The organism is Simplicispira sp., from assembly GCF_028687295.1.
Lineage (GTDB): Bacteria > Pseudomonadota > Gammaproteobacteria > Burkholderiales > Burkholderiaceae_C > Simplicispira > Simplicispira metamorpha.
The window spans coordinates 1-20,872 of sequence record NZ_JAQUAL010000047.1 but is presented as its reverse complement, the minus strand read 5'-3'; the positions used below and the strand labels follow the sequence as shown (position 1 = coordinate 20,872).

The window sequence follows — 20,872 nt, the reverse complement described above, 5'->3', positions numbered from 1 at the left end:
CTTTGGGTTCGGTTTCTTTCCATTCCAGCTCGGGCACCGAGTCGGCCACCACCCCGGCGGCGGCCTGCACGTAGAGCTGGCCGTCTTTGATGATGCCGGTGCGAATCGCAATGGCCACGTCCATGTCGCCGGCGTAGCTGAGGTAGCCGCAGGCACCGCCGTAAATGCCGCGCTTGCTGGGCTCCAACTGGTCGATCAGCTCCATCGCGTGCACCTTGGGCGCGCCGGTGAGCGTGCCCGCCGGGAAGGTGGCCTTGAGCACATCCATGCTGGTCATGCCCTCGTTGAGGATGCCCTCGACGTTGCTGACGATGTGCATGACGTGGCTGTAACGCTCCACCACAAAGGCTTCGGTCACTTTGACGCTGCCGGTTTTGGCGATGCGGCCAATGTCGTTGCGCGCCAGGTCAATCAGCATGACGTGCTCGGCGCGCTCTTTGGGGTCGTTGATGAGTTCGACCTCGGCGGCCTTGTCCAGCTCGGGCGTGGCACCCCGGGGGCGGGTGCCCGCCAGCGGACGGATGGTGATTTTTTGCCCCTCGGGCGTGCTTTCCTGGCGCACCAGAATTTCCGGGCTGGCGCCGACGACGTGGAAGTCGCCAAAGTGGTAGTAGTACATGTACGGCGACGGGTTCAGCGAACGCAGCGCGCGGTACAAGGACAGGGGCGACTCGGTGTAGCGCTTGTGGATGCGCTGGCCCACCTGCACCTGCATGAAGTCGCCTGCGGCAATCAGGCCCTTGGCCTGCTCGACGGCGGCCAGGTAGTCCGCTTTGGCAAAGCTGCGCTGGGCCGGGTGGCTCTCGGTGGGCAAGACCCGGGGTGCGCTGACCGAATACTGCAACTGCTCCTTGAGCTGGCGCAGGCGCTTTTTGGCCTGCGTGTACGCCTCGGGCTGGGCCGGGTCGGCATAGACAATCAGGTAGAGCTTGCCCGAGAGGTTGTCGATGACGGCCAGCTCCTCGCACTGCAACAGCAGGATGTCGGGGCAGCCCAGGGTGTCGGGCGGGCAGGTGGATGCCAGTTTTTTCTCGATGTAGCGCACGGCGTCGTAACCGAAATACCCCGCCAGGCCACCGCAAAAGCGCGGCAAGCCCGGGCGCAGTGCCACCTTGAAGCGCTTTTGGTAGGTCTCGATGAAGTCCAGCGGGTTGCCGCGCGCGGTTTCCACCACCACGCCATCGGTCACCACTTCGGTCTGGGCGGCATCGCCAAAGCCGCTGGCACGCAAGAGCGTGCGCGCGGGCAGGCCGATGAAGCTGTAGCGGCCAAAACGCTCGCCGCCCACGACCGATTCGAGCAAAAAGCTGTATTGGCCACCATCTTTGGCATGGGCCAGCTTCAGGTACAGCGACAGCGGAGTTTCCAGGTCCGCAAAGGCTTGCACCATGAGCGGAATACGGTTGTAGCCCGCAAGGGCCAGGCTTTTGAATTCAAGTTCTGTGATCACGGGAGGGGTTCCCTGCTGGGGTGGCGCGTGGGGCCGGCAAAAGGTGGTGCCGCGCAGCGCCGCTGTTCATGCAATCGGCCTGCGCGCGCGGTGCGGGTGCGGGGCCGGAGGGGGGCACGCCGGGCGGTGCCCCGGGTGCGGTCAAGCGTTCAGGCGTGCAGGCTTTCGCCAGGGCCAGGCTCCCCGGTCACTGCGACCTGTGATGAACACGCGGTGGATGAACATGGGCCAAAGTGTAGCAAAGCAAACCGGTGCCCATAGATGCCATCCCCTAGAAACACAGCGCGAAAACCCTGTGGCGGTGCGGCGCACAGCCAATCACAATCTTGAATAGAACGATCGTTCTATTTTTAAAGGAGATGTGGATGAACATCCTGCGCACCTGCCTGCTGGGCAGCGCGGCAGCGTTGGTGCTGGGCAGCGCCCTGGCCCAGCCACTGACCGTGGCAGACGTGAAATACCCCCAGGCCACGCAAGTCCACACGGCGGATTTGCAGCTCAACGGTGCGGGCGTGCGGCACAAGGCGGTCTTCAAGGTGTACACCGCCGGGCTCTACCTGCCCACCCAGGCCAGGACGGCGCCCGAGGTCATGGCGCTGCCGGGCGCCAAGCGCATGGCCATCACCATGCTGCGCGAGATCGACTCTGGCGAGCTGGGCAAGCTGTTTGCGCGCGGCATGGAAGACAACATGGACAAGGCGGCGTTCTCCAAGCTGATCCCGAGCGTGGTGCGCATGGGGCAGATTTTTGCCGTGCACAAAAAGCTGCTGCCCGGCGAGCAGTTCAGCATCGACTGGGTGCCCGGCACCGGCACGGTCATCACCGTCAAGGGCCAGCCCCAGGGCGAGCCGTTCCAGGAACCCGCGTTCTTCAACGCCTTGCTGGGCATCTGGCTGGGGCCACAGCCAGCCGATGAACCGCTCAAGCAGGCCCTGCTGGGCCACCCGGCAAGGCCGGAACGGACGGCTGATTGATCCTGAATTGATAGCTGCTTGCGCCCATCCAGCAAGGGCTGGAGGCATTTTTGGCTGTATTTTTATGCCAGCAGCGCCAGCGAACCCACCCAGCCATCGGCGTCCACGTCGGTGGCGGGCTGACCGTGGTTATAACCGTAGGTGACCAGCACCACGGGGCAACCGGCGGCACGCGCGGCCTGGGCGTCGTTGCTGGAGTCGCCCACCATCAGCGTGCGCGCGGGCGCACTGCCCAGGGCGGCGCAGGTTTTGACCAGCGGCAGCGGGTCGGGCTTTTTGCGCTCGAAGGCATCGCCGCCAAACACCTGGTCAAAAAAACTATCCAGCCCCTTGGCGCGCAGCAGCGGCAGCGCAAAGGCGGTGGGCTTGTTGGTCAGGCAAGCCAGGCGCAGGCCCGCACTGCGCAGCGCCTGCAAGCCCTCGGGCACGCCGGGGTACACCTGCGCGTACTGCCCATTGATGTCCAGGTAGTGGTGCTGGTAGCGCGCCCAGGCCTGCGGGTAAATTGCTTCTGTATTGATAGCTGCTGGCGCTTGTCCAGCTTGGGCTAGCACATGATGGAGCACTGATTTGATCAGGTGCTCCGAGCCCTTGCCCACCATGCGTTCGATGTGGGTGCGCTCAATGCCCGGCAGCGCCAGGTCGTCCAGCATGCGGCCCAGGGCCTGGGCAAAATCGCCCAGCGTATCGACCATGGTGCCATCGAGGTCGATGATGGCGGCGTCGAAGGCGGCAGGGTTCAGGGGCAGGGCAATCATGGGGTACGAAAAAAGTCAGTCCAAGAAAAAAGGCCCGCGCGGGGCCTTGCCAGGGTGTGGGAGGGTGCTCAGGCCAGCGCGCTGCGCATGGCGTCGATCACGCTGCGGTAGTCCGGCTGGCCAAAGATGGCGCTGCCAGCCACAAACGTGTCAGCGCCGGCATCGGCGGCGCGGCGGATGTTGCCCTCTTTGATGCCGCCGTCCACCTCCAGGCGGATGTCTTTGCCGCTGGCATCGATGCGCTTGCGCACGGCCTCGATCTTGCGCAGCGCCGAGTCGATAAAGCCCTGGCCACCAAAGCCGGGGTTGACGCTCATGATGAGGATGAGGTCGATGTCCTCGATCACCCAGTCCAGCACATCCAGCGGCGCTGCCGGATTGAACACCAGCCCGGGCTTGACGCCCTGGGCACGGATGGCCTGGATGCTGCGGTGGACATGGGTGGAGGCGTCGGGGTGGAAGCTGATGTAGTCGGCGCCGGCCTGGGCAAACGCGGCGGCCAGCGCATCGACGGGCTGCACCATCAGGTGTACGTCAATGGGCACGGCCACCCCGTCGGGCGTGACGGCGTGGGGCTTCAAAGCCTGACACACCATGGGGCCAAACGTGAGGTTGGGCACGTAGTGGTTGTCCATGACGTCGAAGTGAACCCAGTCGGCGCCCGCAGCAATGACGCTGCGGACTTCATCGCCCAGGCGGGCGAAATCGGCGGACAGGATGGAAGGGGCAATGCGGTAGGTACGGCTCATGGCAGGAATTGTCGCAGTTACTATTCGGTCATGCCAAAGTACCAATTTGAGGTCGAAGCACAGCCCGAGTACCTGCCACGGCAGTCGTCGCCCGAGGCCGGGGTGTTCAGCTTTTCTTACACCATCACCATCACCAACACGGGTGATATCGCGGCGCAGCTGGTGTCGCGCCACTGGATCGTCAGCGATGCACAAGGCCACACCGAAGAGGTCAAGGGCCTGGGCGTGGTGGGCCAGCAGCCGCTGCTCAAGCCCGGCGAAGCCTTCCAGTACAGCAGTGGCTGCCAGTTGCGCACGCCCAGCGGCACCATGCACGGCAGCTTTCACTGCGTGGCCGACGATGGCGAGGCGTTTACCTGCCCCATCGCCCTGTTTGTGCTGGAGGCGCTGGAGCCCGGCGAGCCCCACCAGCCCCTGAGCGCGAGGGTGTTGCATTGAGCAGCGGGCACAGCGAGGCACGCAGCCTGGCCGTCCTGCTGGCGCAGCTTGACCCGCAGGCCGGTCTGGCCGAGCGCCACCTGTGGCTGATTGCCCTGTGCGCCTGGCTGCGCGGCAACGCCCAGAGCGTGCCCGAGACGCTGGAGCGGCTGGCGCTGCTGGTCGATACCGTGCAGGCCCAGCCCGAAACCTGCGCGCGGCTGCAAGCGTGGTGGCAGGCGCTGGCGGGTGCGGTGGACATCACCCCGCTGCTGGCCGACTTTGGCTTTGCGCCCCGCACCGCGCTGTTCAGCGAACTGGCCGAGCGCCTGCGCCTCAAGCTCCTGCCCAGCAGCCCCGAAACCATCGATGCTGCCGAGCTGTTCACCCTGGCCCTGCCCAGCCCGTTCGATGCGCAGTGGCTGGCCGCCCTGCCCGACGATCTGGCCCAGCGCCTGGTCGGGCTGTTGTCCGATGGCCCCGGCCTGCACGCGCGCTGGCAGCGCACCCTGCTGGACGCCATGACGTACTGCGCCGGACAAATCCTCTCCACCGGTTTTGCCCCCGAGCTGCGCCTGCGCATGAGCGAATCCGCGCGCGAGGCCCAGCCTTTTGCCGCGCTGATCCGCGACGTGGAGAGCCTGCGCATCGAAGTGCTGCACAGCCTGCGCACGCCCGATAGGCTGGAGCAGGCCGCGCAGGGCCTGCGCGAGCGGCTGGACGCCTGCCGCGCGGCCGCCACCACGGTGTACGCGCACTTTGAAGAAAACGGTATCTCGGTGGGCCTGGTGTTCCGGCTGCGCCAGCTGCGCGCGCGCATCGTGCGGGTGCGTGAGCTGCTCGAATGCGTGCTCTCGCCCACCCCGGCGCTGCACGCGGCGCGCCTGCTGGGGCATCTGGTGCAGGTGGCGCAGGAGCGCCACAGCCTGCGCGCGGTGCTGGCCACCAATTCGTCGTTGCTGGCGGCCAAGGTGGCCGAGCGCAGCGCTGAAACCGGCGAGCACTACATCACCCGCACCCGCGCCGAATACCTGGCCATGGTGCGCAACGCTGCCGGTGGCGGGGCAGTGATGGCCTTCACCACGCTGGCCAAGTTTGCGCTGTACGGGTTGGCGCTGTCGGCGTTCTGGGGTGGTTTTTGGGCGGGCATCAATTACGCGGTGAGCTTCGTGCTCATCCAGCTGCTGCATTTCACGGTGGCCACCAAGCAGCCTGCCATGACGGCGCCCGCCATGGCCGCCAAGCTCAAAGACCTGGGCAGCGGCGAGGCCATCAGCGATTTTGTCGATGAGGTGGCGCACCTGGTGCGCTCGCAGGTGGCGGCAGTGCTGGGCAATGTGCTGGTGGTGTTTCCGGCGGTGCTGGGGCTGTGCCTGCTGATAGCGCAGTTCACGGGCACCCCGGCCATCAGCGCCAAAGAGGCAACCCATGTGCTGGAGGCCCAGCACCTGCTGGGGCCATCGCTGTTTTTTGCGGCCTTCACCGGGGTGCTGCTGTTTGTCTCCAGCATCATTGCGGGCTGGACAGAGAACTGGTTTGTGCTGCACCGGCTCGATTCGGCCATGCGCTACAACCCCCGCATCACCGCCTTGCTGGGCAGCGCACGGGCGGCGCGCTGGGCACACTTTTTGCGCAACAACATCTCGGGGCTGGCCGCCAATATCTCGTTGGGCCTGATGCTGGGCCTGGTGCCCGCGTTTGCAGGCTTTTTTGGCCTGGGTCTGGATGTGCGCCACGTCACGCTGTCCACCGGCCAGGTCGGTGCAGCCGCTGCCAGCCTGGGGCTGGGCGTGCTGCAGCAAAGCGCTTTCTGGTGGGCTATGGCCACCCTTCCCCTGCTCGGCGCCATCAATGTGAGCGTGAGCTTTTACCTGGCGTTCTTGCTGGCGCTGCGCGCCCAGAACGTCAGCGGTGTAGAGCGCACGCGCCTCTACGCCGCCATCCGATCGCGTCTGCGCACAGCTCCCCTGAGCTTTTTCCTGCCCAGTCGCCAGGCTTCCTGACCAGGGCATGGCCCTGGCCGTTGCCGCAGCGCGTGCCGCTGTCCTACAGCGGCGCATCTGCAACCAACGGTAAATTCAGGCCATCGCGCGGGTTGATGCTGCCGCCCTTGGCGGGGCGTCCGTCAGCCCTTTCCTCCCCCAAAGCGGGCGCTGCCCGCTTGACGCACAAGGACGCAAGACATGAACGAGATTCTGACCTTCTGGGCGCAGTGGCTGCGGCCCTCCGCCGGGCTGCCCACGGTGCAATGGTCTTTGCTGCTGGCCGTGGCCACCATCGCGGGCTACCTGTTCCAGCGCCACATCGGCTTGCCCAAGGTGGTGGGCTATTCACTGGTGGGCACACTGGCCGGTCTGGCAGGCTTCAGCGGCGCGGTCTGGCCGCTGCAAGGCATAGGGCTGTTTCTGCTGGAGCTGGGCATTTCGCTGGTGCTGTTCGAGTGCGGGGCGCGCATTCCGTTGCGCTGGTTCCGGCACAACCCCATGGTGCTGGTGCAAAGCATTGCCGAGTCGGCGCTGACTTTCTTTGCCGTGTACTGGGCACTGCTGTGGCTGCAAGTGCCCGAGCGCGCTGCGGGCCCGCTGGCCGTGGTGGCGCTGGCAGCATCGCCTGCCGTGCTTACCCGTGTGGTCAACGACACGCGCGCCGCCGGCCCGGTGACCGAGCGCGCCATCGTGCTGGCCACGCTGTCCACGCTGTACGCCCTGACGCTGGGCAGTGCGCGCGCTGAACTGATCAACCGGCCTTCCATCACGTTCATGGACACGGTGTACCCGGTGATGGTGGTACTGGGCGTGTCGGTGGTGGTGGCAGCACTGCTGGCGCTGGTGCTGCGCATGGCGCTGCGCTTTATGAGCCCCACCAGCGAGAACACCTCCATCTTGCTGCTGGCGCTGATTGCCGCAGGCACTGCCGTGGCTGCGCACATGGGTGGCTCGGCGCCGCTGGCGGCACTGCTGGGCGGCATGCTGCTCAAGCAGCTCAACCCGCGCCCCTGGGCCTGGCCGCGCCAGTTGGGCACGGCCTCGTCGTTGCTGACCATGCTGATGTTCGTGCTGGTCTCCACCGTAGCGGCGCAGGCCGACTGGAGCGGCCCGGTCGCTGGCGTGGTGCTAGCGCTGATTGGCGTGCGCCTGCTGGCTAAGGTGGTGGGCGTGGGCCTGGGCAACGTGGGCAGCGGCGCCAGCTGGCGCCAGGCGCTGTGGGTGGGCGCTGCCATGACGCCCATGTCGTCCATTGCCCTGTTGCTTGCCTCGCAGTTTGTGATGGCCTCGCCTTCCACGGGCCACCTGATTGCGCAAATCGCGCTGCCCGCCATCTTGCTGATGGAGGTGCTGGGCGCAGTGATTGCCACTGTGGCCATTTACCGCGCGGGCGAGAGTTCCAAACCCTGGGCGCCACTGACCCGCAGCGGCGCAGGAGACAACCGTGAGTCTTGAAGCCTTTACCCAATCCGAACCGCTGACGCTGGGCGTCGAGCTGGAGTTGCAGCTCGTCAACACCCACGACTACGACCTGGCGCCCTACGCCGAAGACATGCTGCGCCTGATGCTCAAAACGCCGCTGCCGGGCAGCGTGGTGCCCGAGATGACCAACAGCATGATCGAAATATCGACCGGCATCTGCCACAGCAGCAGCGAGGTGCTGGGCCAACTAAGCCAGATCCGCGACGCGCTGGTCAAAAGCGCCGACAAGCTCAACATCGCCGTGGTGGGCGGTGGCACGCACCCGTTCCAGCAATGGCACGAGCGGCGCATTTACGACAAGCCACGCTTTCAGGAGCTGTCGCAGCTGTATGGCTACCTCTCCAAACAGTTCACCATCTTTGGCCAGCACGTTCACATCGGCTGTCCCGATGCCGATGCGGCGCTGCTCATGCTGCACCGCATGAGCCGCTACATCCCGCACTTCATCGCGCTGTCGGCCTCCAGCCCCTACGTGCAGGGGCAGGACACGGCGTTTGACTCGGCGCGGCTCAATTCGGTGTTTGCGTTTCCGCTGTCGGGGCGTGCGCCCTGCGTGCTGACCTGGGCCGAGTTTGAGCAGTACTTCAACAAAATGACCCGCACGGGCGTGGTCAAAAGCATGAAGGACTTTTACTGGGACATCCGGCCCAAGCCCGAGTTCGGCACCATCGAAATCCGTGTGTTCGACACACCCCTGACCATTGAGCGCGCCGCTGCACTGGCCGGTTTTGTGCAATCGCTGGGAGCCTGGTTTCTGGCCGAGCAACCCTTCACGCCGCAAGAGGACGACTACCTGGTCTATACCTACAACCGCTTCCAGGCCTGCCGCTTTGGCATGGATGCGGTGTACGTAGACCCGGCCAGTGGTGAGCACATGCCGCTGCGCGAGCACATCATGCGCACCATCGACCAGATTGCCGGCCACGCGGCGGCGCACGGCGCCTCGGGCGCGCTGCACCTGCTGCGCAGCGAAGCCCACGCGGGCCAAAACGACGCACGCTGGCTGCGCGAGCGCCAGCGCGAAGAGCAATTGCTGGCCGAGGTCAGCCGCCAGGCAGCGCAGCGCTTTCGCGGCACAGGCGCTTGAACCGATGCAGCCAGCACAAGCCGTGTGGTCTGTGCTGGCAGGCGCGCAAATACCGCTGGGCCTGTACCGCGCTCGCATGAATAATCGGCGCCCATGCCTGCCTTCCTCCTCACCCATTGCACCCCGCCCACGGCCTTGAGCCATCCGGCGGCTGTGGCGCACCGCGCCCCTGGGTCAGCATGAGGCGGCTGCTATGGTGGTTCATGGCGGTGCTGGCCTGCGTGGCGGCGGGCTGTATTGCCGCCAGCGCCTACCTGACATTTGCCACCCTGCGCAGTGCGCAGCAAGAAGCCTTTGACGCCCGCTTCGCTCTGGCGGCACAGCGCGCCGCCACCGCCGCAGAAAGGGCGCTGGCGCTGGGCGTGGCGCTGACCGATCAGCCCCCGTTGCAGGCGCTGTTGGAGCGCGAAGCCACGCTGGAGCCCGCCATCGTCGCCTTTGGCATCGCCAGCGCCAGCGGCCAGCGCCTGCTGGGCCACACCCGCCCGCCCGACGGTACCCGCGCCACTACCTTGCTGGAGCGCCCCGTGCGCAACGATCTGGGCCAGACCGTGGCACGGGTGCAGCTGCGCTACGACACCTCGGCCCTGGTCAGTGCAGAGCAGCAACTGCAACAGGCAGTCCAGGCAGCCGCCTGGCCACCGCTGCTGGCGGTGTGCGCTGCGGCGCTGCTGCTGGGCGTGGCTCTGTCGCAGCGGCTGACGTCGCAATCGCACCGTGCTCCCTCTGGGGGAGTAGTGCCTGCGGGGCATCTGGGGCTGGCGCGCTGGCCGGGCGGCCTGCGCGCGCAGCTCACGGCCTTGGCCGCACTGGCGCTGTGCCTAGGCCTGCTGTGGCTGGGCTGGGGCGCACACCGCGCGGGCCAGGCGCTGATACAGCCGGTGCAGCTGGCCAAGGCCGCTGCCATCGCTCGTTCCAGCGCCAGTCTGCTCGAACACGCACTGGCCGTGGGCATTCCGCTGGACGCCCTGGTCGGGCTGGACACCCACACGAGCGCCCTGCGCCGCGACAACCCCGAAGTGGCCGACCTAGCCCTGCTGGCGACCGACGGGCGCGCACTGCACCGCCGCAGCGCAGGTGCGGCCAGCCACGCAGCCGAGGCCAGTGCGGCCAGCACTACTGCGCCTGCCGCCCGCGCACCGGTAGTGCATGCAGGCACCCACCTGGCCGATGTGGTGGTGGTGCTAGACCCCGGTGTGCTGGCGCGCAAGCTGCAAACCACGCTGCTGGACATGGCTTTTCTGGGGGCGGTGAGCCTGTTGGTGGCGCTGGAGCTGCTGGCACTGGCACTGGGCTCACGCGGCGCCCGTGCGCTGGCCGCCACCGAGGCGCGCCAGCAACGGCTGGCCCACCCACAAGCGCAGCACGCGCCCTGGCGCAGCACCAGTGCCGCAGCGGTGCGCCCGGCGCTGTTCTTGTTCATGCTGTCCGAAGAACTCACACGCCCTTTCCTGCCCGGCTGGGCCCGGCAACTGGCACCCCAGACCTGGGGGATGTCCGCAGAGCTGCTGGCGGGCCTGCCGCTGGTACTGTTTCTGGCGGTGGTGGCGCTGCTGCAATGGCCGCTGGCAGGCTGGTCCGAGCGCCATGGCAGGCGCGCTGGCTTTTTGCTGGGTGCGCTGCTCAGTGCAGCCGGTCTGGCGCTGGCAGCCTGGTCGGCGGGGTATGGCAGCTTTCTGGCGGCGCGGGGCCTCAGTGCGGTGGGGTTTGCGCTGGTGTTTGTGTCCGGGCAGGGCGTGGTGATTGATGGCTCAGGGGCCAGCGACCGGGCGCGCAGCCTGGCGCAGTTTGTGCGTGCCATTTTGGTGGCCGGACTGTGCGGCCCGCCACTGGGCGGGTTGATTGCCGACCGCTGGGGCGTGCCCAGTGCGTTTGCGGCCTGTAGCGTGTTGGCGCTGCTGGCCGCCAGCGTCGCCTGGCTGCAATTGCCACCCGAACGCCCCACCGCCGCCCGCGCTGCGCCCCACCCTGGCACTGCCGCCGCCGGTCTGTGGGCCAACGCACTGCGCCAACCTGGGCTGCTGGCACTGCTGCTGGGCTGCGCCCTGCCCGCCAAGCTGCTGCTGGCAGCGCTGTGTTTTTACCTGCTGCCGGTGTACCTGCAAGACAGCGGCCAGGGCAGCGCCATGATCGGCCGCCTGCAAACCATTTACCCACTGACCATGGTGTTGCTGGTGCCGCTGGCTGCGCGCCTGGCCGACCGCTGGGGCCAACGCAGTGCTTTTGTGCTGGCCGGTGGCCTGCTGGCGGGGTGCAGCGCCATACTGGCCTGGCCTGCCGGGGCATCTCCCACTGGGCTGGCGCTGGTACTGCTGGGCCTGGGGCTGGGGCAGTCGCTGTCGATTGCGCCGCAGTCGGCTCTGGTGGCAGACTTTGCCAAGGGCGCCCCGACAGGCCACGGGGCGGGCATTCTGGGCCTGTTCCGTCTGGTAGAGCGTGGCGGCAGCGCACTGGGCCCGGCCACGGGCGCGCTGCTGCTGCCCCTGCTGGGCTTTGGCCCGGCGCTGGCCACCATTGGCCTGGGCGTGGTGGGTGCCAGTTTGGCCTATGGCTGGCACCTGCGCCGCCCAGGCCACCCCAACCGCGCGTAACCACCCTGCCCACACCTTGCACACACCATGACTGTTCGCCGCCACTTTCTCTCCCATGGCCTGCGCCATGCCGCAGGGCTGTCGTTGCTGCCGCTGCTGCCACCGGCCTGGAGCGCTGGCACCACGCCCACACCCCGGCTGCGGCACCCCACGGGCCGACCGTTCCGCATCCTGATGCTCACGTTCCGGGGCGAAACGGATGTGGATCGCGGCTTTCGCGCCTACCTGGCCGATGCCGGGCTGGATGCCCAGTTCACCGTGCGCGATGTGCAGCAAGACGCGGGCCGCGTGCCCGCCATCCTGCGTGACACGGCCCCATGGCAGCCTGACCTGATTTACGCCTGGGGCACGCCGATCACGCTGGCCGTGGTGGGCCCGCACGATGCGGCCAGCCAGAGCGGTTTTGTCCGTGACATCCCGGTGGTGTTTGCGCTGGTGGCGGCGCCGCTGCAATCGCGCATCGTGGCGCAGCTCGACGCCCCCGGGCGCAATGTGACCGGGGCAGTGCATGTGGTACCCACCGATGTGCAACTGCGGGCCATGCAGTCGTACCGCCCCTTCCAGAAGCTGGGCGTGCTCTACAACGCCGCCGAGCCCAACTCGCGCGCCATCGTCGCCCAGGCGCGGGAGTTCTGCCAGCGCAGCGGCGCCCAGCTGCTGGAGCGCACCTTCCGCACCAACGCCACAGGCGCCCCGGTGGCCGATGGCGTCGAAGACCTGGTGGCACAGCTGCACGCCGCCGGTGCCCAGTGGCTGTACCTGCTGCCCGACACCTTTCTGGGCAGCTTGTACGAGCGCATTGCCCCCACGGCACTGAAGTTGCAACTGCCCTCGTTTGGCGCTGCCGAGCTGGCCGTGCGCTCGGGCGGGGCGCTGGTGGGGCTGGTCAGCCGCTATTACTCGGTGGGCCAGTTGGCGGGCGCCAAGGCGCTGGACATTCTGGTGGCGGGCAAATCCCCGGCCCAGGTGCCGGTGGAAACGCTCAAGCGCTTCTCGCTGCTGGTGAACATGCAGGTGGCGCGCAGCCTGCGCCTGTACCCGCCCATCGACATGCTGAATTACGCCGAAGTCATCGCCATCGGCCCCACCGAGGCCCGCCCGTCATGAGCACGCCTATCTCCCCATCCACCTCCCCTGCCGCGCCCACCCCACCCGCCCTGGCGTGGCGCCTGCTGCAACCGGCCGATCTGGACACCATGGAAGTGCTGCACCGCCTCAGCCTGGCGGGCATGGCGGCGCACACCGTCAAGGCCGAGTCGCGTGACTTTCTGGCCAGCCTGCTGCAAGGCCGGGGCCAGGTGATCGGCGCCTGGGCGGGTCAGGCGCTGGTGGCCTACGGCGTGCTGCAACACGACCTGCTGCCCGAAGACGACCCACGCCCCCACCTGGGCCTGCCCGCAGACCGGCCTGTGGCCAAGCTGGCAGGCGCTGCCGTGGCCCCCGACTGGCGCGGCCAGCACCTGCAACGCACCCTGATTGCCCGGCGCATGGCGCAGGCACAGCCCGGCGCCGTGCTGTTTGCCACCGCTGCCCCCGACAACACCGCCAGCTGGCACAACCTGCTGGCCTGCGGCTTTGCCGTGCGCGCGCTGGAATACCGCTACGGCGGCTTTGCCCGTTACCTGCTGGCGCACGACCCGGCCGCGCGCGCTGCGGGCCCGGCGCTGGCAGCGTCTGGCCTGGACGTGCCCTCCAGCGACCTGCCCCGCCAGCAAGCCCTGTTGCACGCAGGCTGGCGCGGCGTGGCCCCCGGCAGCACCGCAGGCAGCCTGCACCTGGCACCGCCACCCGGAGGTGCCGCATGAACACCGCTGCCGCCCACGACCGCCCCCGCCTGCACGTGGACTTGCACGCCCTGGCGCACAACTGGCAGGCGGTGCGCAGCACCTTTCGGGGCCAGCGCATCGGCGCCGTGGTGAAAAACGATGCCTACGGCCTGGGCCTGGCCACGGTGGCGCCGCTGCTGTGGCACCTGGGCTGCCGCGACTTCTGGGTGGCACACACCAGCGAAGCCCTGGCCTTGCGCGCCCTGCTGACTGCGCATGCCGCGCGCATTCTGGTGCTGCACGGCCTGGGCGGCCTGGCCCCCCAAGACTTTGCCGCCCACGCCCTGGTGCCTGTGCTGGCAGGCCCCCATGAGCTGCCCGCTCTGCACGGCCACACCCACCGCCACGGCACACCGCTGCCCGTGGCCCTGCACCTGGACACCGGCCTGACCCGCCTGGGCTTTGGCGCCGCCGACCTGCCCGCACTGCGCCCCGGCAGTGCGCTCTGGGCCGACGCCCAGCCACAAACCTGGGTCAGCCACCTGGGCCGCTTCAGCGACCCCACCGCGCCCGAATGCCTGCGCCAGCGCGCCGACTTCACTGCCTGGACGGCGCAACTGCCCCGGGCCGAACGCAGCATTGCCACCTCATCGAGCGTGTTTGCCGACCCGGCCTGGCACTTCGACCACGCCCGGGTGGGCAGCGCACTGTTCGGCGTGCAAACCACCCCTGGCCACCCCCAGCCCCTGCGCAGCGTGGCCAGCCTGCACGCGCCGGTACTGCGCGTTGCCGACGTGCCCGCTGGCACGGAGGTGGGCTATGCAGGCAGCTACCGCACCCTGCGCGCCAGCCGCATCGCCACCGTGGCCATTGGCTACGGCGATGGTCTGCCCTTTGGCCTGGTCAATCGGGGGGTGCTGTACCTGTGCGGGCAGGCCGCGCCCATCGTGGGCGGCGTGGCCATGGGCATGCTGGGGCTGGACGTCAGCGCCTTTGCGCCAGGGCAGGTGCAGCCTGGCATGTGGGCGCAGGTGTACGGTCCCCAGCAGCCCCTGGAGCAGCTGGCCGCCACGGCAGGCGTGGCGCCCAACACCTTGCTGGTAACTACCGCCAGCCTGGCCACGCGGCACTACAGCGACAGCACCCACGGCGGTGACTGCTGCGATGGCGGCAACCAGCGCCTGCCACCCCCCACAGCACAGGCACCCCAGGAGCCACAGCCATGAACCCGCGCCACCGTCTGCTGGCCATCGTGCTCGCTTGCGTGCTGGCGGTGCTGGCCAGCACCCAGGCCCTGGCACATTGGGCCGCCCGCACTGCCCACGAAGCCATGGTGGAGCAGCGCGACCACTATCTGCTGCACAGCCTGCGCACCGCCGCAGAAAACTACCTGGCCATCGGCCTGAACCTGGAGCAAATGGAAGCGCTGCAAACCCTGATCGAGCGTGAACGGGCCAGCTTTGACCAGGTGCTGGCCATCGATGTGTTCGCCGCCAGCGGCACCCTGCTCTACAGCACCGACCCCAACGCCCTGGGCAGCCAGGTGCCACCGCACTGGCGCCAGGGGCTGGAGCACAGCACCCCGTGGCACACCGACGGCCCGGCGCAGCGCCAGCTGGGCGTGCGCTTTGACAACGACCTGGGCCAGGCGGCGGGCGGCATTGTGCTGACCATCTCCACCGCCACGCCGCCCCTGACGCTGGCGCAATGGAAAGCGCACGGCCAACAGGCCCTGGCGTTGCTGGCCGCCGCCGCCCTGGCCACCTTGGTCGCCTGGGCTGGGGTGGCGCTGGGTATGCGCCGCCTGATGGCGCCCTATGTGCGCGTGGCCCGCATCCTGCAAGGCCAGCCGCCAGCGCCAGCACAACCACCGGCCACGCCACTGGAGCAGGCCGCCCACCACACCCACGCCAGCTGGGCCGCCGCCCGCCAACGCGCACAACACCGCCTGCACCAGCTACAGGAGCTTGACGATGCCGACTGACTCCATCGCCACAGTGGCGCCGGTTCTGCAACCGCCACCCCAGCTCGCCCGCAGCCTGGGCTTGCTGGCCTTGTGCCTGACGCTGGCGATTGGCACGGCCAGCGCCCTGTGGTCGCTGCACCAACTGCGCACCACCACCGAACGCGAAGCCCGCACCGACGCCCAGGCCATGGCCCAGTCGGTGGCGCACACGCTGGCCCAGCAAATCGGCCGGGCGGTACGCGTGGGCATTCCGCTGGCCGATATTCCCGGCGTACCCGCCTACCTGCAACGCACGCTGGAGCAGGCGCCGGGCCTGGCCTTTATCGCGCTGCACACCGAAGACGACACCCTGCTGCACACCACCAGCACCTCGCGCAGTGCCAACGACCTGGTGCGCGCGCCCATCCAGGTGCAGGGGCGCACCGCAGGCACCGTGGTGGTGGGCACCGCCGCCGCAGCGCTGGCCCAGGGACTGGCCTGGGCACAGGCCCTGTGCGCGCTGGTGGTACTGGGCCTGGGCCTGCTGGGCGGCTGGCTGGCCGCCCGGGGGCCGGGCCTGCGCCTGGAGCACCAGCGCCAGCAGTTGCAAGCCGGGCTGCACGGCGCGCCCCCGCCCGAACCGCCCCCCGGTGCCAGCGACGACGGCGTGGCCCAGGCACTGCAAGCCCTGGCCGACGGACACCAGCAAGCGCAAGCACACGATGCCGCCGTGGCCGCCTACGCACAAGAGCTGCTGGCAGTGGACTTTGACCAGCGCCTGCAAGCGCACATTGCCCGCATCGTGCCCGACCACCCCCACCCCGGCAAAGGCGCCTGATGCTGCTGCGCACCCGTATCACCCTCATCGTCGCCCTGGGCCTGGTGCTCACCGTGCTGGGCCTGGGCAGCGCCGGGCTGCTGCGCGAGCAGCTGCTGCAACAGCGCCTGGCCAGCACCGCCCTGGCAGCGCAAACCTCGCTGTGGGGCGAAATGCTGGCCGCCGAAGACCGCCTGCTCGACCAGGGCCTGGACCAGCTGCTGGCCGATACACGCTTTCTGCACGCCGTCCGCCTGGGCGACCTGGCTGCGCTGGAACAAGCCCTGCAAGCCCTGAACCTGCTGCCCGGCCCCACCCAGCCGCTGGCCCTGGTGGCGCTGGTCAACGCCCGGCAAGACCCCATCGCCCTGGGCCTGGCGCCGCCGCGCCCACTGCTCGACAGCGTCAGCCTCGACCGCGCGGCCACCGGCGAATCCGTGGGCGGGCTGCGCCTGGGCGCGGGCAGCGTGCCGCTGGTGTTGTCGGCGCGCGCGCTGCCCGGCCAGACCGAACCCGTGGTGCTGGTGCTGGGGCGCCATGCCCGGCACGCCCTGGAACGCTTTGCCGAACGCACCGCCACCACCGCCAGCGTGCTGGACTTGCGCGGCGCACTCAACGCCTCCACCGACGACGCCCTGTGGCGCAGCGCCCAGGTGCAAGTGTCGCCGCGCACGGCGCACCACGGTCAGCACGAGGTCGGGGCGCGCACCTACACCCTCAACAGCACACCCTTGAGCGACATTGCGGGCCGCAGCGCAGGCGTTCTGGTCACTTTGGGCGACCAGACCGAAGAGGCCGATGCCAGCGCTTTTCTGGGCCGACTGGCCCTGGGCGGCACACTGGCGCTGGTGCTGGCCGTGCTGCTGGGCCTGAACTTTTACCTGGGCCGCAGTCTGCGCCCGCTGGGCAAAGCCATTGCCGCCTTGCAGGCGCTGGCGCGCGGCGACGCCAGCGTGCGCCTGCAACACGCGGGCGACGACGAAATCGGCCGCATCGCCCAGGCCGTGGTGGCCTTCCGGCGCAACGCCCAGGAGCTGGCCGCCAGCCGCACCCTGCGCGAGCGCGTGCGCAGGCGCCAGGAGCGCCTGATCCGCCACCGGCTGCAACACCTGGCCGACGCCACCGACATGACCAGCCGCGAAGAAATGCTGCGCCTGCTGAACGCCACCGGCCCGCAGCCCACCGGCGCGCCCCACGGCGACGAAGAGCAGCTGCGCCAGCTGGCCGCCGTGATGGCCGAACTCACCGAACGCATCATCCAGCAGCACCAAAGCCTGTCGTCGATGATCGTAGAGCTGCGCGAAGCCCTGGTCACCAAAACCCGGCTGGCGGGCCTGGAGCAAGAGCTGCAAATTGCCGCCCAGGTGCAGCTGAGCATCCTGCCGCGCCAGCTGCCCGCCGACCCGCGCGTGCAGCTGCACTGCCACATCACCCCCGCGCGCGAGGTGGGCGGCGACTTCTACGACTACTTTGAAATCGACAGGGAGCACTTTGGTTTTGTCATGGCCGATGTCTCGGGCAAAGGCGTGCCAGCAGCGCTGTTCATGGCCATCACGCGCACGCTGCTCAAGGCCACGGCGCTGTTTGTGACCTCGCCCACGTCGTGCATGCGCAAGCTCAACGACCTGCTGGCCGTGGAAAACGACCAGATGATGTTCGTCACCATCTTCTACGGCGTGCTGCACCTGCCCAGCGGGCGCGTGGCGTATGTCAACGCAGGCCACAACCCGCCGTATCTGCGCCGTGCCGATGGCACCGTCGAGCCTGTGGCGCGCACCGGCGGCATGGCCGTGGCCGTGAGCGACGGCTTTGTCTACCGCGAAGGCAGCGTCCAGCTGGCCCCGGGCGACCTGCTGTTCCTGTACACCGACGGCATCACCGAAGCCTTTGACATCGACGCCCAGGAGTACGGCGACCAGCGCCTCGAAGCCGTGCTGCGTGGCCTGGACGGCCAGGGCCTGGAGCCCGCCGACGTGTGCACCGCCGTGCTGGCCGATGTGCGCCAGTTCGAGCGCGGCGCACCCCAGGCCGACGACATCACCTGCATGGCGCTGCGCTGGCAGGGCGCCTGAAACAGCGCACTACAAAAATGTGAGCTGCTCGCGCTTACTGCGCAAGCTCTGGAGGCTGTTTTGAGTATCAAAAACGGATCTCGCACGGAAGGCGGGCCGTGGCACTTTGTGGGTTGACCCGCGCAGCCCGCTGCTGCACGATGCCTGCGACCTGGCCCTGGCCAGCGCCCGCCCACCGTTCACCGTTACTCCCCCCTTCTTGCTTATGAACGCCCCTGATCTTTTCATCCACACCCGTTGGGCTGCCACCCTGGCCACCGCCTTGTTTGCACTCAGCGGCTGCGGCGGCAGCGACGGCCCTGCCCCAGACCCGCTGGCCGCCTACCGCACGCAAACCCTGGCATGGCAGGAGTGCGACACCACGGCCGTGGGCGTGGACATTTCGGGCTACATCACCGCCGCCGGGGAGCGCCTGCGCTGCGCCAGCGTGCGCGTGCCCATGGACTGGAGCGCGCCCGAACGTGGCGACCTGCAAGTGGCTGTCATGCGCCTGGCGGCTGCGCAGCCGCAGGCGCGCCAGGGTGCGCTGCTGTTCAACCCTGGCGGCCCGGGGGGCGATGGCCTGTCGTATGGGTTGGTGCTGTGGAGCGCCTTTGGCAACAGCAACCCGCAAAGCCCGCTGGGCGCGCAGCAGCTGCGCCTGCTCGATGAATTCGACATGGTTGGCTTCTCGCCGCGCGGCGTCGGCTCCAGCACCACGCTGCACTGCTCCACCAACGCGCTCCAGCGCCTCGTGGGCCGCGCCAGCGCCCAGCTCAACGCCGACAACCTGGACAACGCGGCCTACAACAGCCGCACCATGGCCCAGGCCTGCCTGAACAACCCGATCACGTCCTACATCAACACCGACGCCACAGCGCGCGACATGGATTTGGTGCGCCACCTGCTCGGTGACAGCAAGCTCAACTACGTCGGCTACTCGTACGGCACCTGGCTGGGCGCGTGGTACGCCAGCATCTTCCCCGAGCGCGTGGGGCGCATGGTGCTCGACAGCAGCGTGGACTTCACTGACAACTTCGACGCCGCCTTCATCGGCCAGGTGCAGGCCCGCCAGCGCCTGCACGACGCGGTGCTGCTGCCCTACGCCGCACGCCACCCGCAGTACTTTGGCCTGGGCAGCGATGCAGCGCAGATCGGCGCGCAGGTTCAGGCGCTGAGCCCGCAGGTGCAGGACGTGCTCTATGGCGAGCTGGAAAAGCTGTTTTCCAGCCGCAGTGCCGCCGACGACTACCTGTTCACAGTCAACGGCGCACGCGGGCTCGATGCCGTGCTGCGCCAGCAGCCCCGTCCCAGCGCCCCCGAGACCGTGCAGCAGGCGCTACAGGCTTACACCTTTGTGCCTGACCAGCCCGAACCTGACCAGGAGGCACGCGCCCAAGCCGAGGTGCTGTACAGCGCCTACCGCAAGCGCTGGGAGGACTACCTGCCCGCCAGCATTTACCTCAAACCCGAAGACGCGGTGTACCGCAGCGTGGTGTGCAACGACGTGACCGGCATCACCGACCCGCAGGCCTGGAACGCAGCCATCACTCGCACTGCCGCCCAGAGCCCGGTGGCGTTTTACGAGCTGCAAACCAACCTGTGCCCCTACTGGGGCGGCCCGCGCGTGGCGCACCCCGGCATCGCGCCACTCAAAACCATGCCGCTGCTGACCGTGCAATCGCAGTACGACGCGGCCACCATCACCGAAAACGCCGAACGCTTCTACGCCCAACTGGACGGCGCCTGGCACATTGCCGTGCCCGGCGAGTACCAGCATGGCCTGTTCCCCTACCAGGAGCCCTGCCTTGATGGCACCGTGCTGGGCTACCTGCTCGAAGGCCCGGGCAGCCTGCCCGGCCAGCGCCACCTGCGCTGCCCGGCACGCCCGCTGGCGCAAGACAAAAAAGCACTGGAGGCCGCCCCTGCGCCCCAGCGCGCGGCCTTGGCCACCGTGCCCACCTACCGCGATCCGGCCTGGGCACAAGCGCGCATCGACTATTTCAAGCAGGGCGTGGGCCGTCTGGCGCGCCCCCTGCCTTGAGAAAGGTATGTTTTTGATAGCTGCTTGCGCGCATTAGGCAAGGGCTGGAGGCTTTTTTGACCATCAAAATCACCCCCTGCCAATGCCCCTGCTGCACGCGACACCGGGCGACCCCGGCACAGCCGCACGGGCTGCGCCGGGGCGCTGGCGGGGTCAGTTCTCGAACGTCAGGCGCAGCACGCACAGGCCTGCGCTGCTGCTGGCGCGGGCATGGCGGGCCGATCGCCCCACCAGATAGCCCGCCATTTGCAACTCGGCCTGGGCACTGGCCATCAGCTCATCGGCGCTGGGCGGCGTGGCAGCCAAGGGCAGCAAGGTGCCCCGGTAGCGCAGCACCAGGGTGAACACGTAGTCATCGAAGCCGGTTTCAATCTCGATCTCGGGGAAGGCGGTATCGACCAGGTGGTGCGCCGTCAGCGCCTCCACCACCTGCCAGCCCGCCATCTCGGCGCGGCGCACGGGCTCGTGGCGCGCGCCCCAGCGCTTGCCTTGCTGCTCCAGAAAATCGGTCACATCCTGCAAGGTGGTGTGCGCCAGGGCAAAGCGCTGGCGCGTGCCCTGGCGGATGCCCAGGCGAAACAGCGTGGCCAACAGCACCGAGGTACACACCCCGGCGGCCAGCCCTGAGAGCCACCCCTTTCAAGGTGTTGCCCGCCCAGCCTTGATAACCCGAGCGGTTGCTACATGCGAGCGAGCGAGGCTGCCGTCCACGAACCCTTTGGGAGCCTTGGGTTTGGGCGCACGCTTGCTGGTTGC

The 20,872-nt window shown here is 68.4% G+C and carries 17 protein-coding genes; 13 read left to right on the top strand and 4 right to left on the bottom strand.

Annotated elements, in window-relative coordinates; all coding sequences use genetic code 11:
- The coding region (trpE, locus tag PHX69_RS07355) for an anthranilate synthase component I (RefSeq protein WP_288043098.1) at positions 1 to 1,450 on the bottom strand (1,450 nt) is incomplete at its 3' end.
- A gap of 365 nt (positions 1,451 to 1,815) precedes the next feature.
- Here trpE and PHX69_RS07350 point away from each other — a divergent pair.
- Entirely contained in the window at positions 1,816 to 2,424 is a 609-nt protein-coding gene (locus tag PHX69_RS07350) for a chalcone isomerase family protein (RefSeq protein ID WP_288043096.1), read from the top strand.
- A gap of 62 nt (positions 2,425 to 2,486) precedes the next feature.
- On the opposite strand, the gene gph is transcribed toward PHX69_RS07350, so the two are convergent.
- Complete coding sequence (gene gph, locus PHX69_RS07345) at positions 2,487 to 3,182, bottom strand: phosphoglycolate phosphatase (RefSeq protein WP_288043094.1); 696 nt, start codon at positions 3,180 to 3,182, stop codon at positions 2,487 to 2,489.
- Between the two features lie 68 nt (positions 3,183 to 3,250).
- Positions 3,251 to 3,931, bottom strand: a complete 681-nt coding sequence (gene rpe / locus PHX69_RS07340; RefSeq protein WP_119012399.1) for a ribulose-phosphate 3-epimerase — start codon at positions 3,929 to 3,931, stop codon at positions 3,251 to 3,253.
- A gap of 30 nt (positions 3,932 to 3,961) precedes the next feature.
- Here rpe and apaG point away from each other — a divergent pair, with 30 nt between their 5' ends.
- The 12 genes from apaG to PHX69_RS07280 all read left to right on the top strand — a co-directional run bounded on the left by apaG (position 3,962) and on the right by PHX69_RS07280 (position 20,116).
- Entirely contained in the window at positions 3,962 to 4,369 is a 408-nt protein-coding gene (apaG, locus tag PHX69_RS07335) for a Co2+/Mg2+ efflux facilitator ApaG/CorD (protein ID WP_288043091.1), read from the top strand.
- A complete protein-coding gene (tlpB, locus tag PHX69_RS07330) occupies positions 4,366 to 6,351 on the top strand; it encodes a transporter-like protein TlpB (protein ID WP_288043089.1) in 1,986 nt (661 codons plus the stop codon). Before apaG ends, tlpB begins: the two co-directional genes overlap by 4 nt.
- 180 nt (positions 6,352 to 6,531) lie before the next feature.
- Positions 6,532 to 7,788 carry a cation:proton antiporter gene (locus tag PHX69_RS07325; protein WP_288043088.1) on the top strand — a complete coding sequence of 419 codons (1,257 nt, stop codon included), beginning with the start codon at positions 6,532 to 6,534 and terminating at the stop codon, positions 7,786 to 7,788.
- Positions 7,778 to 8,902, top strand: coding sequence for a YbdK family carboxylate-amine ligase (locus tag PHX69_RS07320; protein WP_119012403.1), 1,125 nt, complete (start codon positions 7,778 to 7,780; stop codon positions 8,900 to 8,902). The genes PHX69_RS07325 and PHX69_RS07320 overlap by 11 nt, the downstream gene beginning before the upstream one ends.
- A 179-nt stretch (positions 8,903 to 9,081) precedes the next feature.
- Entirely contained in the window at positions 9,082 to 11,493 is a 2,412-nt protein-coding gene (locus PHX69_RS07315; protein WP_288043086.1) for an MFS transporter, read from the top strand.
- A 27-nt stretch (positions 11,494 to 11,520) separates the two neighbouring features.
- A complete protein-coding gene (locus PHX69_RS07310; protein ID WP_288043084.1) occupies positions 11,521 to 12,600 on the top strand; it encodes an ABC transporter substrate-binding protein in 1,080 nt (359 codons plus the stop codon).
- Positions 12,597 to 13,298, top strand: a complete 702-nt coding sequence (locus PHX69_RS07305) for a GNAT family N-acetyltransferase (protein ID WP_288043083.1) — start codon at positions 12,597 to 12,599, stop codon at positions 13,296 to 13,298. The genes PHX69_RS07310 and PHX69_RS07305 overlap by 4 nt, the downstream gene beginning before the upstream one ends.
- Positions 13,295 to 14,485: an alanine racemase gene (locus PHX69_RS07300; RefSeq protein WP_288043081.1), complete on the top strand. Its 1,191-nt coding sequence runs from the start codon at positions 13,295 to 13,297 to the stop codon at positions 14,483 to 14,485. Before PHX69_RS07305 ends, PHX69_RS07300 begins: the two co-directional genes overlap by 4 nt.
- Positions 14,482 to 15,243, top strand: a complete 762-nt coding sequence (locus PHX69_RS07295) for a hypothetical protein (RefSeq protein ID WP_288043079.1) — start codon at positions 14,482 to 14,484, stop codon at positions 15,241 to 15,243. The genes PHX69_RS07300 and PHX69_RS07295 overlap by 4 nt, the downstream gene beginning before the upstream one ends.
- The gene (locus tag PHX69_RS07290; RefSeq protein WP_288043077.1) at positions 15,233 to 16,042 is read left to right on the top strand and encodes a hypothetical protein; all 810 of its coding nucleotides are present in this window, start codon (positions 15,233 to 15,235) and stop codon (positions 16,040 to 16,042) included. The genes PHX69_RS07295 and PHX69_RS07290 overlap by 11 nt, the downstream gene beginning before the upstream one ends.
- Positions 16,042 to 18,093, top strand: coding sequence for a PP2C family protein-serine/threonine phosphatase (locus tag PHX69_RS07285; RefSeq protein ID WP_288043076.1), 2,052 nt, complete (start codon positions 16,042 to 16,044; stop codon positions 18,091 to 18,093). Before PHX69_RS07290 ends, PHX69_RS07285 begins: the two co-directional genes overlap by 1 nt.
- Before the next feature lie 106 nt (positions 18,094 to 18,199).
- On the top strand, positions 18,200 to 20,116 hold the full coding sequence (locus PHX69_RS07280; RefSeq protein ID WP_288043075.1) for an alpha/beta fold hydrolase: 1,917 nt from the start codon (positions 18,200 to 18,202) through the stop codon (positions 20,114 to 20,116).
- A 153-nt stretch (positions 20,117 to 20,269) separates the two neighbouring features.
- Here the strand turns inward: PHX69_RS07280 and PHX69_RS07275 are convergent, their stop codons facing one another.
- On the bottom strand, positions 20,270 to 20,707 hold the full coding sequence (locus PHX69_RS07275) for a hypothetical protein (protein ID WP_288043074.1): 438 nt from the start codon (positions 20,705 to 20,707) through the stop codon (positions 20,270 to 20,272).
- Positions 20,708 to 20,872: the final 165 nt, after the last annotated feature.